Genomic DNA, 13,931 nt, shown 5'->3' with positions numbered 1-13,931 from the left:
ACGGCTGACGGGAGGTTGATATGGCTGCAATGACGTTCTCCCTGAACGTAGTCAGCGCTGAAAAACTGATGTTTGAAGGGCTGGTACAGAAAATTCAGGTGACTGGCAGTGAAGGTGAGTTGGGGATTTATCCTCAGCACACACCACTGCTTACTGCCATAAAACCGGGCATGATACGTATTGTTAAGCAGTTTGGTGAAGAAGAGTTTATCTACCTGTCAGGTGGTATTCTGGAAGTTCAGCCAAACGGCGTGATCGTACTGGCCGATACAGCGATCCGTGGTAAGGATTTGGATGAAGCCAAAGTGCTTGAAGCCAAGCGCAAGGCGGAAGAACATATCCGTAACTCCCATGGCGATGTTGATTATGCTCAGGCATCTGCTGAATTGTCGAAAGCGATTGCAAAACTTCGTGTAATCGAGCTGACGAAAAAGCTGATGTAGGATTGACCCGATAAATTTCAGGTTTCAGCCGCACAAGCTATAACTTGAAAATAAAGGGAACAGGCAGTAGATAAAAAGCCAGTTAGTAGAGCTAACTGGCTTTTTTGCATTGCGAAATATGTAGCAATTTATTTCGTAAACAGGTTTACTTTCATACTTAAGATTGGAATTGTCAGGTTTCTTATGTCTATTACACCCAAAGCAATTGTTCCTAATCCAGTTACTCCTAAGCCGATGAGTGCAAAAAGTGTTGTTATTCTGGCCGCTGGCAAGGGAACTCGGATGTATTCTGACCTCCCTAAAGTTTTGCACTTATTGGCAGGCAAGCCGATGGTTCAGCATGTTATTGATACAGCAATGGCATTGGGTGCTCAGCAAGTTCACCTGGTGTATGGGCATGGCGGTGATTTGATGAAACAAACACTTTCAAGCCAAAAAATTGCTAACCAAAAACTAAATTGGGTACTGCAAGCAGAACAGTTAGGTACTGGCCATGCAATGCAGCAGGCAGCACCACACTTTGCGGATGATGAAGATATTCTGATCCTCTATGGTGACGTGCCTCTGATTGCTGAAGATACGTTAGAGCGTCTTATCAAGGTTAAACCAGAGGGTGGTATTGGTTTACTGACAGCTATTTTGGATAATCCAACCGGATATGGCCGTATTATTCGTGAAAATGGCGAAGTGACAGGCATTATTGAACAAAAAGATGCGACTGACGAACAGCGTAAAATCAACGAAATCAACACCGGTATTTTGGTTGCGAATGGTGGTGATTTGAAACGCTGGTTATCCAAATTGGAAAACAATAATGCTCAGGGTGAATATTATCTCACTGATGTTATTGCACTCGCACACAAAGAAGGTCGTCAGATAAAAGCAGTCCATCCATGCCGTCTAAGTGAAATGGAAGGAGTTAACAATCGCCTTCAACTTTCTGCATTGGAACGTATTTACCAGTCTGAGCAGGCTGAAAAATTATTGCTGGCAGGCGTAATGTTGCTGGATCCGGCTCGTTTTGATTTGCGCGGAAAACTAGAACATGGTCGCGATATCACCATTGATACCAATGTGATTATTGAAGGTCATGTTGTATTGGGGAATAACGTTCAGATAGGCTCTGGCTGTATTCTGAAAAATTGCGTTATTGGTGATGGCGCAGTCATTAGCCCTTATACTGTCATTGAGGATTCTGAAATCGGCTCTGAATGTACTGTGGGGCCTTTTGCTCGTCTACGTCCTGGTTCTAAACTGGCGGAAAAAGCGCATGTTGGCAATTTCGTTGAAATGAAAAAATCCTTCCTCGGCTTAGGTTCTAAGGCGGGGCACCTGACTTATCTTGGTGATTCTGAAATTGGCAATAATGTGAATATTGGTGCAGGAACCATTACCTGTAACTATGATGGCGCTAATAAATTTAAAACCATTATTGGCGATGACGTATTCGTGGGTTCTGATAGCCAGTTTGTTGCGCCTGTGAAAGTTGATAAAGGTGCAACCATTGGAGCAGGAACTACTGTAACAAAAGATGTTGCTGAGAATGAGCTGGTCATCAGCCGTGTCAGGCAAACTCATATTCAGGGCTGGAAACGTCCTGTTAAGAAAAAATAAAATACAAAAAAACAATAATACCCTATGGATTTCGAGTTGCATCGCGGCGGCAAGGGAATGAATCCCTAGGAGCATAGCAAACTATGTGACCGGGGTGAGTGAGCGTATCCAACAAAGAGGCAGCTTGAAAGACGACGGGTAACCCCATCTCTACAAAGCTCGGGGGTCGGCAAAGCCAGAACGCGATTTGCCGTAAGACAATCAGGTTGTACGACATAAAAAGGGCGCTTATTAGCCCTGTTTTTAGGAATAAAACACATGTGTGGAATCGTTGGTGCAGTAGCACAGCGTGATATAGCAGAAATATTGATAGAAGGTCTTCGTCGTCTGGAGTACCGTGGCTATGATTCTGCGGGCATGGCCATTGTCGATAGCGAAAATCAGATAACTCGTCTGCGTGAAGTGGGCAAAGTACAGATGCTGGCTGATGAAGCGGATAAACAGCCCGTTATCGGTGGTACTGGCATTGCTCATACTCGTTGGGCGACACACGGAGAACCAAGCGAGCGCAACGCACATCCTCATGTTTCTAAACATATTGCGGTTGTGCATAACGGTATTATTGAAAACCATGAAGAACTGCGTGAAGAATTGAAAACACGTGGTTATAGCTTCTCTTCTGATACCGATACTGAAACCATTGCTCATCTTGTTCACTGGGAACAGCAACAAGGTGGCTCATTGCTGGAAGTGGTACAGCGTGTTATCCCACAATTGCGTGGCGCTTATGGCACCGTAATTATGGATAGCCATCAACCAGACGTACTGGTGGCGGCACGTTCTGGCAGCCCATTAGTTGTTGGTTTGGGAGTTGGTGAAAACTTCTTGGCATCTGACCAACTGGCATTACTGCCTGTGACTCGCCGCTTTATCTATCTGGAAGAAGGTGACATTGTAGAAATTACCCGCCGTACTGTTCGCATTTTTAATGTGCAGGGTGAAGTGGTTGAACGTGAGCAGATTGAATCCAACGTTCAGTATGATGCTGGTGATAAAGGTATCTACCGTCACTACATGCAGAAAGAGATTTACGAACAGCCAATGGCAATTAAAAACACGCTGGAAGGCCGTTTGAGCCATGGCGAAGTAAATCTGTCAGAGTTGGGCGCTAACGCAGAGGAATTACTTTCTCAGGTTGAACATATCCAGATCGTTGCCTGTGGAACTTCTTTCAATGCCGGTATGGTTTCACGCTACTGGTTTGAATCACTGGCAGGTATTCCATGTGATGTGGAAATTGCCTCTGAATTCCGTTACCGCAAGCCTGCATGCCGTAAAGGAAGTTTGCTGATTACTTTGTCCCAATCCGGTGAAACAGCGGATACTTTGGCAGCATTGCGTTTATCCAAAGAGTTGGGTTATCTGACTTCACTGACTATCTGTAACGTAGCGGGTTCATCTCTGGTACGCGAATCTGACTTTGCTCTGATGACCAAAGCGGGCGCAGAAATTGGAGTCGCATCCACCAAAGCCTTTACTACCCAGTTAACTGTATTGCTGATGCTTGTGGCTTACATGGGACGCTTGAAAGGCGCTGATGCTTCTCTCGAACAAAATATTATTCATGCCCTGCATGCATTGCCAAGCCGCATTGAAAGCATGTTGTCGAAAGACAAGGTTATCGAATCACTGGCTGAAGATTTCTCTGAAAAACATCACGCACTTTTCCTCGGCCGTGGCGATCAATACCCGATCGCGGTTGAAGGTGCACTAAAACTGAAAGAGATTTCCTACATTCACGCCGAAGCCTACGCTGCTGGTGAGTTGAAACATGGCCCATTGGCGCTGATTGATGCGGATATGCCAGTGATCATCGTTGCACCAAACAACGAGCTGCTGGAAAAACTGAAATCTAATATCGAAGAAGTCCGCGCCCGTGGTGGGTTGCTGTACGTCTTCGCAGATCAGGACGTCGGTTTCACCGACAGCACAAACATGAAGATCATCTCCCTGCCACACGTAGAAGAGTTGATCGCCCCGATCTTCTATACCGTGCCACTGCAATTGCTGTCTTACCACGTTGCATTGATCAAAGGTACAGATGTTGATCAGCCACGTAATCTGGCGAAGTCGGTGACGGTGGAGTAATGGTGTTGTAGTTAACTGTCAGAGATCTGTCTTATGAAGGCAGATCTCACAGCGTTTGGGGAGTTTGCACGTAACTAACTTAACCCGAATTCTGTTTAAGCTGTCATTGAAAAATCGTTTTCCGAATAGAAAATGTTCAGTGATGGCTTTTTCCATTTAAGGCAGTAAGCAATCAGCCCACCTAAAACAGTCAGCAAAAATCCGTTTACACTTCGGTGGCGCGAGTGTTCTATTTGAGAAATTATTTTTCATTGTCCATTAATCGTTTCAATGATAAAACGCCTTGATAACATTATTTTATCCCATGCGTCTTGCAGACGGGCTTTCATGTTTCGGCGTTTTTGGGTGATGAAAGTCACACCGGTTTTGCCTAAATCGTCCGCGAGCTCTTGACTGAGGTAACCTTTATCACCGTAAAGAGATCCCGTTAATTCTGTTGTTAATTCGCGAACGGGCTCCCGATCATCCACATTACCGGCAGTCACTTTAAGCGCCAGAATTTCCCCCTGATGATTGACGACCAAATGTAACTTAAAACCGTAAAACCAACCCATTGAAGTTTTTCCGCGTTGGGCTATCCCCTGAAAGACCTTATGGCGGGGAATGCGGATGTTATGGCAAACTTTCAAACTGGTGGAATCAATAAAAGCAATGCCTGTGGGTTTTCCTTTTAATTTAGTCAGATAACTGCACAGAGGAACCAAAACGGCAGGCGCGACACTGACGAAACGGGTATAACTGAGCAAGGTGGGGAAATCAGGGTGATGATATTTCCAGAGAAATTCCAAGTAGAAGGCTTTAAAGTGACGGTAATGCGACATGTGAAAGAGGATCAAAATGGTCATGATTTCACTGGGATACATATGGCCTTTCCTACGGCGCAGGCGGTATCCATTATCAAGACAAAATTGTGTCCACTGTGGGATAAAAAAGTGGCAAAAATCATCGACATTACAGAAAACTTCAACTAAGTTATCCATGGCCTGTTCCTCCCCGGAGCTGTTTCGGCGCGCACCAAAACACTGCTCCTGGAACAGGCCCCTCGTCAATTCTTTATCCAGAATTCGGGTTAATTAGAGAACATTATAATTGTCCTGATATTTATAATTGATTATTTAATCGTCTTTTTGATTGGTGTGTATTAATTGGAATGCTAGGTGATTTAACAGGATGCAAAAAACTGAGATCAAAAAAGGCAGATTAATACAAACATTGAGGGGGGTAGCTGACTTAGGGCATGAAGCCAAGTTAATTTATCCCCCAGTTTGTCCGGCCTTTTGTTAAAAGCAATAAAAATGATTTCATTGATGCAGAAGCTATCTGCGAGGCTGCATCACAACCATCAATGCGATCTTCAATTCAGCGGAATATTGATACTTCAATGGTTTCAGTTTCACCTCTCATTTTATGTTAATAAGATTATCAGGAATGAGAGGTTTTTGGGATTCTTTACTACGCTTAAACAGTAAATTGCTGTGATTAAAGCAATGATTTAACAGTTTAACGAAGAATATGAACCACGAGCATCAGTTTTGCTCAGTTGGCAATAAATGGAATTCCTCTGATGACAATTGAAAAGATCACCCTGAACTACCCTGAGTCCAAAAGTGCGGATATCACTCAAAAAAATATCGATCAACTTAAACAACTTTTCCCTGAGGTATTTTCTGAAGGAAAAATTGACTTTGATGTTTTGAAAGCGGTTCTTGGTGAAGTTGTTGATGATTCAGACGAACGCTTTAACTTTACTTGGAATGGTAAGACTCGTGCTCGCCAAATTACTCAAATACCCTCAACAGGTACGCTACGCCCTTGTAAAGAAGAAAGTGTGAATTGGGATACCACAGAGAACCTTTTTATTGAAGGTGATAACCTTGAAGTACTTAAAATATTACAAAAGTCTTACCATAAAAAGGTAAAGATGATCTATATCGATCCGCCCTATAACACGGGTAATGACTTTGTTTATAAGGATAATTTCCATGACAACATAAGAAATTATCAGGTATTAACGGGGCAAGTAAATAATCAAGGTAAGCCTTTTAGCACTAATTCTGACACATCGGGTCGGTATCATACAGATTGGCTAAATATGCTTTACCCAAGATTGAAATTAGCCAGAAATTTATTATCCGATGGTGGAATTATATTTATATCTATAGATGAACATGAAGTTGTTAATTTGTCCAATTTGTGCAATGAAATATTTGGTGAAGATAATTTTGTTGAAAGATTTATTTGGAAGAGTGGAAGAACCTCAGCATCAACTTTTACCAGAGAACATGAATATATCTTGGCATATGCAAAAGATATATCTCAATTACCTCATATTGTTTATAAGGGAGATGATAGCTTAATTTCTGATCGTGCAATAAAAAAGGTTAGCTTTAAAAACCCTGCGTCAGAAATAACCTTCCCTGCTGGAGTCAAGTTTTTAGGTGAAAATAAAACGTTTCCATCAATATTTGGAGATAAAGAAATCGTTGAAGTTACTTCCGGTGTATTTGAATGTAAGAATGGATACTTAGCTAGTGAAGTCACTCTAAAAGCAGGTTGGACAATGAAGAGCCAAATAGAAAATTGGCTATCAGGAAATGATACTTTTGACTCTAAAGGACAGCAGGTTATTGAGTTCTTCTTCAAACCCAATGGTGTTCTTCAGTATGTTAAAAAGCGAGGCACCGAACATCCAAAAACAATAATAACAGATTTTACAACGAAGCAAGGAAGTAAAGAGGTTGAAGCCCTTCTCTGTTCATCTGTTTTTGATTATCCAAAGCCGACAGGATTAATTGAACACTTAATGAAGGTCACAGATAGTGAAGATATCATTCTTGACTTTTTTGCTGGAAGTGGTTCTACAGGTCATGCTGTGTTAAAACAAAATAAGAAAGATAGCGGTAGAAGAAAGTTTATATTGGTTCAATTGCCTGAGTCTGTCTCAAAAAATGCTGGCGCAACAGAGTATTGTACTAAAGAGTCAATACCAGAATTGATTTCCAGAATTTCCCTAAAAAGAATAAAAAATGCCATTTTAGAAGAAGATAAAACTCAAGGTGTTAAGTTTTTCAAATTAGATCAAACAAATATTCACTCTTGGGATGCTGACTTTGAAAGCTTAGAACCTGCTCTGCAACTAGCGGCTAAATCTATCAAAGATGACCGTATACCTGAAGATGTGCTTTATGAAATCTTGTTGAAATATGGTTTAGAGCTGACTGAACAAGTGGAAGAAACTACAGTTGAAGGCAAAAAAGTCTTTGTAGTTGGTGCAGGTGCGTTGATGGTCTGCCTTGATGACGATATTACCGAACAGGTGGTTGAGGGCATTGTTAAACTGAAACAAGAGTTTGACCCCGAAAGCACCCAAGTTGTATTTAAAGACCAAGGCTTTGCAGACAGTGTAGTTAAAACTAATGCGATTCAGATCCTAAAACAATCCGGCATTGATGATGTAAAGAGCATTTAAGGTAATGATGATGAAGATTCAATTTAGGTCGGACTTATCACACCAAATGGATGCGGTTACCTAATGAGATTTATACCAATACACAGAATGTTCAGTTAAAAAATGGGTTGCCACAGGTTGAAAATGCGAAGCAAGAACTGTCAAATCTAGATTGCATCGGTCTGAAACAACACGACGCCTATTATCCAGATATGCGTAAGCTTGGCCGGATTTTTTATTAGTGCGCCGGGCATGGCCCGTAGTTTTTATGTTAATAGGATTATCAGGCTTTCAATATATTAGGAATTCTTTACTACACTTAAACAGTAAATTGCTGTGATTAAAGCAATGATTTAACAGTTTAACGAAGAATATGAACCACGAGCATGAGTTTTGCTCAGTTGGCAATAAATGGAATTCCTCTGATGACAATTGAAAAGATCACCCTGAACTACCCTGAGTCCAAAAGTGCGGATATCACTCAAAAAAATATCGATCAACTTAAACAACTTTTCCCTGAGGTATTTTCTGAAGGAAAAATTGACTTTGATGCTTTGAAAGCGGTTCTTGGTGAGGCGATTGACGATAGCGACGAACGCTACAACTTTACATGGTATGGTAAGGCGCAATCACGTTTGATTGCGCAAACACCTTCAACAGGAACTCTACGCCCTTGTAAAGAAGAAAGTGTGAATTGGGATACCACAGAGAACCTTTTTATTGAAGGTGATAACCTTGAAGTACTTAAAATATTACAGAAGTCTTACCATAAAAAGGTAAAGATGATCTATATCGATCCGCCATACAATACTGGTATCGATTTTGTTTATAAAGATAATTATCATGATAATATAAGGAACTATTTAGAGATAACTGGGCAAATTAATATCAATGGTCAATTGAATTCAACTAATAGAGAAACCTCTGGCAGGTATCACTCAAGCTGGCTAAATATGATATTTTCACGGTTGCTTGTTGCTAAAAACTTACTTCATCCAGAAGGAATGATATATATATCTATAGATGATAATGAAGTTTTTAATTTAGTGAAGGTTTGTGAGGAAATATTTGGATACGATGCCGTTAAAGTCATTGCGGTTAAAATGAGTGAAGCTAGTGGCCTAAAAATGGCTAGTGTCAAAAAACTAGGAACTATTCCAAAATTAAAAGAATATATTATTACTATAAAACCGAGTGGTATCAATAATATTGAATTTACACTAATAAAGAAACCTATGTGGGACTCAGAATATAATATATACTTGGATAACTTCAGTAGGGAGAATAGAGACTTTTATGACTCTATAAAAGATTCGGAATATCTTAGTGATGATCAGTTAAAAAAACTAGATGAAATTTTATCAGGCATAAATTTAAAGTCTTTGTCCGAAGTATATAAAGGACCAGTTTCCAAAAAGAATGAATGGCTTTTCAATAATAGCTGGAGAATATGTCAGTGCGTTAAATCTAGTAGTGTTTACAAACTAAGCGAAGAAAAGAAGAAAAACAAAAAAATAAGTGGTGTTTTTTCTGTTAAGTCAGCTCAGGGATTAGTATATCTTGTACGCGGAACATATCCAGAAACTAGTCGAGATCCTAGGCTACAATTAATATTTGCTTCTGATAACCTATTTGTTCATCCTGGTGATTTTTGGGCTCATATTAAAACCACAGGGCTTGATAATGAAGGTGGAGTTCCTTACAAAAATGGGAAAAAACCATTAAAACTAGTGACTGAACTGATTAGCTCTTTAAAATGTCTTAATGATGGAGATATCGTTTTGGATTTCTTCGCTGGTTCAGCAACGACTGGTGAAGCGACAATGATAGCAAGTAAAAATAACAATGTTAAATTAAATTACATATTAGTTCAATTACCAGAAAATTTAGAGGACACTTACAAATTAGCCAGTGCTGATATGAAAAAGCAAATAAAAGAGTCAATGGATTACTTAAATAAATTGGGTAAGCCTCTTAGCTTAACAGAACTGGGAAAACAAAGAATTAGAATGAGTATTGAAAAATACAAAACTGAATCTCAAGAATATGGATTTAAAGTATTTAAGCTAGACGAAACTAATATCCGTTCTTGGGATGTTAACTTCGATAATTTGGAGCCAGCACTTAAACTCGCATTAAAATCAATTAAAGATGATCGCTCGGTCGAAGATATTCTTTATGAAATCCTACTAAAGTACGGTATTGAATTAACTACCCATGTTGAAGAAGCAACTGTAGAGGGTAAAAAAGTCTTTATTGTTGGCGCAGGTGCCTTAATGGTTTGCCTGGATGATGACATCACTGAACAGGTGGTTGAGGGTATCGCTAAACTGAAAGAAAAACTCAATCCAGAAAGTACTCAAGTCGTTTTTAAAGACCAAGGCTTTGCAGACAGTGTAGTTAAAACTAATGTGATTCAGATCCTAAAACAATCCGGCATTGATGATGTAAAGAGCATTTAAGGTAATGATGATGAAGATTCAATTTAGATCGGACTTATCACACCAAATAGATGCAGTTGATGCTGTTTTAGGTGTGTTTGCAGAGCAGGAAACATTTCAATCTAATTTTACTGTGGCTGATAATATGTGGGCGAATCAGCAACTGGATATCTTTGGTAAAAACAACGAAATCGGTGTAGGTAATGCGCTTACCTTATTGCCTGATGAGATTTATACCAACACACGGAATGTTCAGTTAAAGAATGGTTTGCCACAGGTTGAAAACGTAAAGCAAGAACTGCCAAGTTTAGATTTTAGTGTTGAGATGGAAACAGGTACAGGTAAAACTTATGTGTATCTGCGTTCTATCTTTGAGCTAAATCAGCGTTATGGACTGACAAAGTTTATTATCGTGGTGCCGTCCATTGCAGTTAAAGAAGGCGTCTATAAATCACTGCAAATCACAGAGCAGCACTTCCGGGAGCAGTACAAAAACGTCCAGTATGACTATTTTGTTTATGACTCATCAAAGCGCGAACAGGTGCGTAACTTCGCTACCAATGATTACATCCAAATCATGGTGATCAATATTGATGCGTTCAGTAAGTCATTCACCGATCCTACGAAAGAAACTACGGCGAATCTGATTCACCGTACAGATGACAGATTGAACGGAATGAAGCCTATTGAATTTATTCAGGCTACTCGTCCCGTCGTCATTATTGACGAACCCCAGTCAGTTGTATCAACGGCAAACCGAAAAGAAGCTATTGGTAACTTAGCGCCATTGTGTACATTCCGTTATTCAGCCACGCTGAAGGAGGCACCACACCTGCTGTATAAACTCGACTCTATTGATGCCTATGAGCGCAAACTGGTTAAGCAAATTGAAGTTGCTTCGCTGGATGTTAAAGATGGGCATAACCAAGCTTACATTAAGCTAGTGAGTGTTGATAATAAGAAGTCCCCCATTTCTGCCAAAATTGCAATTGACGCTCAAACGCGCACAGGCAAGCTACAACCACGTAAGGTAATAACCATCAAAGATGGTCAGCTCAATGACTTATTTGAACTTTCGGGTGGGCGTAGTGTTTATGAAGGCTATATTGTTAACGATATATATTGCGAAGAAGGTAATGAGTATATTGACTTTACCAGTCGCGATGAAATTGTGCGCCTAGGGCAAGCTATTGGTGAAGTGGATTCGGAGGTCTTTAAGCGCATTCAAATAGCTAAAACTATTGAAGAGCACCTGGAAAAAGAGCTGAAGTTCTACCACAAGGTAACAACAGGCTATGACAAGCTCGACCACTCGAAAATCCTAAGCCAGAAAGGTATTAAAGTGCTGAGTTTGTTCTTTATCGATAAGGTTGCCAACTACCGGGGCTACTCTAAAGATGGCGTTCCTGTTCAGGGTAAGTTTGCCAAGTGGTTTGAAGAAGAGTTTGCTAGACAGGTTAGTAAGCCCAAATATCGCGTGTTGTACCCGAAAATCTGGGACAATGATGGCGATAAATACACTATCAACAAAATAGCACTGCAAGAACTCACTCAAATAGTGCATGGTGGTTACTTTGCACAGGACAAGAAAAAAGATGCTTCTGGCAACCCTCAGTTCGCTGACTCGAAGTTTTCAGCTAAAGGTGAAGGGGGGAAAACCGCGGCTGATGAGTCAGCTTATAATCTGATCATGAAAGACAAAGAAAAGCTTCTATCTATGGATGAGAAGCTGCGCTTTATCTTTTCACACTCAGCACTGAAAGAAGGCTGGGACAACCCAAATGTTTTCCAGATCTGTACATTGAATGAAACCAGCTCAATCACTAAAAAACGACAGGAAATCGGTCGTGGTCTACGTTTAGCCGTTGATCAATCTGGTGAACGCGTGCCTTACGGTTTTGAGGTAAATACCCTGACCGTTATGGCAAATGAGTCTTATGAAAGCTTTGTTTCTGAACTACAAAAAGAGATTGAAGCAGAAGAAGGCATTAAATTTGGTGTGGTTGAGTCTCACCAATTTGCCAATATTGTTGTTTCTGGCGAGCTGGATCAGAAAGTCTTCTTAGGAGCGAAAAAGTCAGAAGAGATCTTCCAGCATCTTCTGTCTCAAGGTTATATTGATGGTAAAGGCAAGATTCAGGATGTGCTGAAAATTGCCATCAATAATAACGAGGTGAATCTGCCTTCCTGTGTTGCTGAGCATACTGACGCCATCGTTGCCACGTTGAAGAAGCTGGCAAAAGGCTTGAATGTGAAAAAACACGAAGAGAAGCGCTCTGTAGCCTTGTGTAAAGATACAAACGGTAAACAGGTTGTACTTGGTGAAGACTTCAAGGCTCTTTGGGGGCGTATTAAATACAAAACGACTTATCGTGTTAACTTTAATATCAATGAGCTGGTTGAAAACTGTATCAAGGAAATTAGAGCGAATGTGGTAGTAGCCAGAGCCAGGTTTCAGTATACCAAGGTTAAGGTTGCTGTTACTGAAGCTGAACTGGAAGCTTATGATGAGAAAACCAAGATTCAGTATTACCGCAATCGCAACTTCCAGTTGCCAGATATCGTGACTTATCTGACCGATCAGACCAATCTAACCCGCCAGACAATTATCGATATTCTGTTAGGTTTAGGCGATAAGCTGGAAGCCTTCAAAAGCAATCCTCAGCGCTTTATCGAATTAGCTGGTGAAGTTATCCGTAAACAGATGCGTATTGCCATTGTAGATGGCATTAAATATAACCGTATTGGTGACAAGGCATACTATGCCCAAGAGCTTTTCCAAGAAGAAGAGCTGACTGGTTACTTCAAAGATATGGTGAAAGCTGAAAAGTCGGTATATGACTACATCATTTGCGATTCAGATACCGAGTTTAGCTTCGCTGAAAAGCTAGAAAGTGCTGAAGAAGTGAAGATTTATTCCAAACTGCCATCTTGGTTCAAGATTGATACCCCGCTGGGCAGTTACAATCCTGACTGGGCGGTATTAATTGACAAAGATGATGGAACGGGGGAGAAGCTTTACTTTGTGGTTGAAACGAAATCAAGCATATTCTCAGATGATTTGCGTGAGGCTGAAAAGGCCAAGATCAAGTGTGGCGTTGAGCATTTCAATGCGTTAAGTAAAGACAAAGATGGCAAAGAGGTGCCCAACGCTGCCAAGTTTGTTAAAGCCGATAACTTTGATACGTTCAGTGCTAATTTTTGCTCTTAATAATGTCAAGGCACTAGCAATAGTGCCTTCAGGTTACTGACAAAACGATGGTTCTTATCCGGCGCCTTGCTTTAGTGTTGTGCCAGGCATCGTGCGTACCATACCTTTACCGATAATATCAAATACCACCCTGATATTTATCGATTTCCTGATTGAGTAATTCTAATCGTTGTACCAGTGTTCTTCTTCTCTCTATATGCTTGACAAATATCCGATAGAGTGGAACGAATTCTGCCAGTGCGTTATTAACGCGATAAGCATCGTACAGATCTTTCATTTCTCTGGCCGCTTTATCATAAGCACTTGCATGGCCTTGCTCACTGTATTTCTTCGCATTTTCCCAGTGAACTTCTCTTGAGGAAAAGACAGCATTGAGCCGCTTAATTGTTGCAATCCACTCTTGTTCGCGTTTTTGTTCTTCAGCTAGTAAACGTTCGCGAGTGACTTCCTCATTCGCCGCTTGCAAATAGGTATTAAGTGACGAAGGACTCAACCAATATTTATAATCATTGCTGGTTAACGGTTTATAAACCAACGCACGAGCCTGATTTGCAGTGAGCTGCCCTTACTCAAATAAAGATTTCAATAGCAAATCTTTATTTGATTCGGATAGCCTGTTAATTTGCTCTGCTGCGGTCAGAGGTTCAACTTTTGTGGTATGTGACTGCGATGATTCCGCTATAAGT

7 protein-coding genes and 2 pseudogenes are annotated in these 13,931 nt (G+C 40.7%); 7 read left to right on the top strand and 2 right to left on the bottom strand.

The window, feature by feature from the left end; all coding sequences use genetic code 11:
• Positions 1-20: 20 nt before the first annotated feature.
• From HGO23_RS00150 to glmS, 3 genes are all read left to right on the top strand, one after another.
• Positions 21-443, top strand: coding sequence for a F0F1 ATP synthase subunit epsilon (locus HGO23_RS00150; protein ID WP_047679041.1), 423 nt, complete (start codon positions 21-23; stop codon positions 441-443).
• Positions 444-677: 234 nt separating this feature from the next.
• The gene (glmU, locus tag HGO23_RS00145; protein ID WP_209028660.1) at positions 678-2,057 is read left to right on the top strand and encodes a bifunctional UDP-N-acetylglucosamine diphosphorylase/glucosamine-1-phosphate N-acetyltransferase GlmU; all 1,380 of its coding nucleotides are present in this window, start codon (positions 678-680) and stop codon (positions 2,055-2,057) included.
• Between the two features lie 258 nt (positions 2,058-2,315).
• Complete coding sequence (glmS, locus tag HGO23_RS00140; RefSeq protein ID WP_099137268.1) at positions 2,316-4,145, top strand: glutamine--fructose-6-phosphate transaminase (isomerizing); 1,830 nt, start codon at positions 2,316-2,318, stop codon at positions 4,143-4,145.
• A 95-nt stretch (positions 4,146-4,240) separates the two neighbouring features.
• Here glmS and HGO23_RS00135 read toward each other — a convergent pair.
• Positions 4,241-5,125 (bottom strand): annotated as a pseudogene (locus HGO23_RS00135) (IS982 family transposase).
• 235 nt (positions 5,126-5,360) lie between these two features.
• Here HGO23_RS00135 and HGO23_RS00130 point away from each other — a divergent pair.
• The 4 genes and pseudogenes from HGO23_RS00130 to HGO23_RS00115 all read left to right on the top strand — a co-directional run.
• Positions 5,361-5,496, top strand: a pseudogene (locus tag HGO23_RS00130) (IS110 family transposase); the annotation flags it as partial.
• 213 nt (positions 5,497-5,709) lie between these two features.
• The gene (locus HGO23_RS00125; protein ID WP_209027561.1) at positions 5,710-7,614 is read left to right on the top strand and encodes a site-specific DNA-methyltransferase; all 1,905 of its coding nucleotides are present in this window, start codon (positions 5,710-5,712) and stop codon (positions 7,612-7,614) included.
• A 404-nt stretch (positions 7,615-8,018) separates the two neighbouring features.
• Positions 8,019-10,055, top strand: a complete 2,037-nt coding sequence (locus HGO23_RS00120; protein ID WP_416778805.1) for a site-specific DNA-methyltransferase — start codon at positions 8,019-8,021, stop codon at positions 10,053-10,055.
• A 4-nt stretch (positions 10,056-10,059) separates the two neighbouring features.
• Positions 10,060-13,245: a type III restriction-modification system endonuclease gene (locus HGO23_RS00115; RefSeq protein WP_209027559.1), complete on the top strand. Its 3,186-nt coding sequence runs from the start codon at positions 10,060-10,062 to the stop codon at positions 13,243-13,245.
• A gap of 118 nt (positions 13,246-13,363) precedes the next feature.
• Here HGO23_RS00115 and HGO23_RS00110 read toward each other — a convergent pair whose 3' ends face one another.
• Entirely contained in the window at positions 13,364-13,780 is a 417-nt protein-coding gene (locus HGO23_RS00110) for a hypothetical protein (RefSeq protein WP_244967852.1), read from the bottom strand.
• Between the last annotated feature and the right edge of the window lie 151 nt (positions 13,781-13,931).

It is taken from the genome of Xenorhabdus budapestensis (assembly GCF_017743015.1).
In the GTDB taxonomy this organism is placed as follows: Bacteria; Pseudomonadota; Gammaproteobacteria; order Enterobacterales; family Enterobacteriaceae; genus Xenorhabdus; species Xenorhabdus budapestensis.
The sequence above is the reverse complement of the archived record's forward strand: the minus strand, read 5'-3'. Positions and strand labels throughout refer to the sequence as shown.

What these genes read in the sequence shown, in the direction of transcription:
- HGO23_RS00150 (WP_047679041.1), top strand. Translation starts at nt 21, where the DNA reads ATGGCTGCAATGACGTTCTCCCTGAACGTAGTCAGCGCTGAAAAACTG.
- glmU (WP_209028660.1), top strand. Translation starts at nt 678, where the DNA reads ATGAGTGCAAAAAGTGTTGTTATTCTGGCCGCTGGCAAGGGAACTCGG.
- glmS (WP_099137268.1), top strand. Translation starts at nt 2,316, where the DNA reads ATGTGTGGAATCGTTGGTGCAGTAGCACAGCGTGATATAGCAGAAATA.
- HGO23_RS00125 (WP_209027561.1), top strand. Translation starts at nt 5,710, where the DNA reads ATGACAATTGAAAAGATCACCCTGAACTACCCTGAGTCCAAAAGTGCG.
- HGO23_RS00120 (WP_416778805.1), top strand. Translation starts at nt 8,019, where the DNA reads ATGACAATTGAAAAGATCACCCTGAACTACCCTGAGTCCAAAAGTGCG.
- HGO23_RS00115 (WP_209027559.1), top strand. Translation starts at nt 10,060, where the DNA reads ATGATGATGAAGATTCAATTTAGATCGGACTTATCACACCAAATAGAT.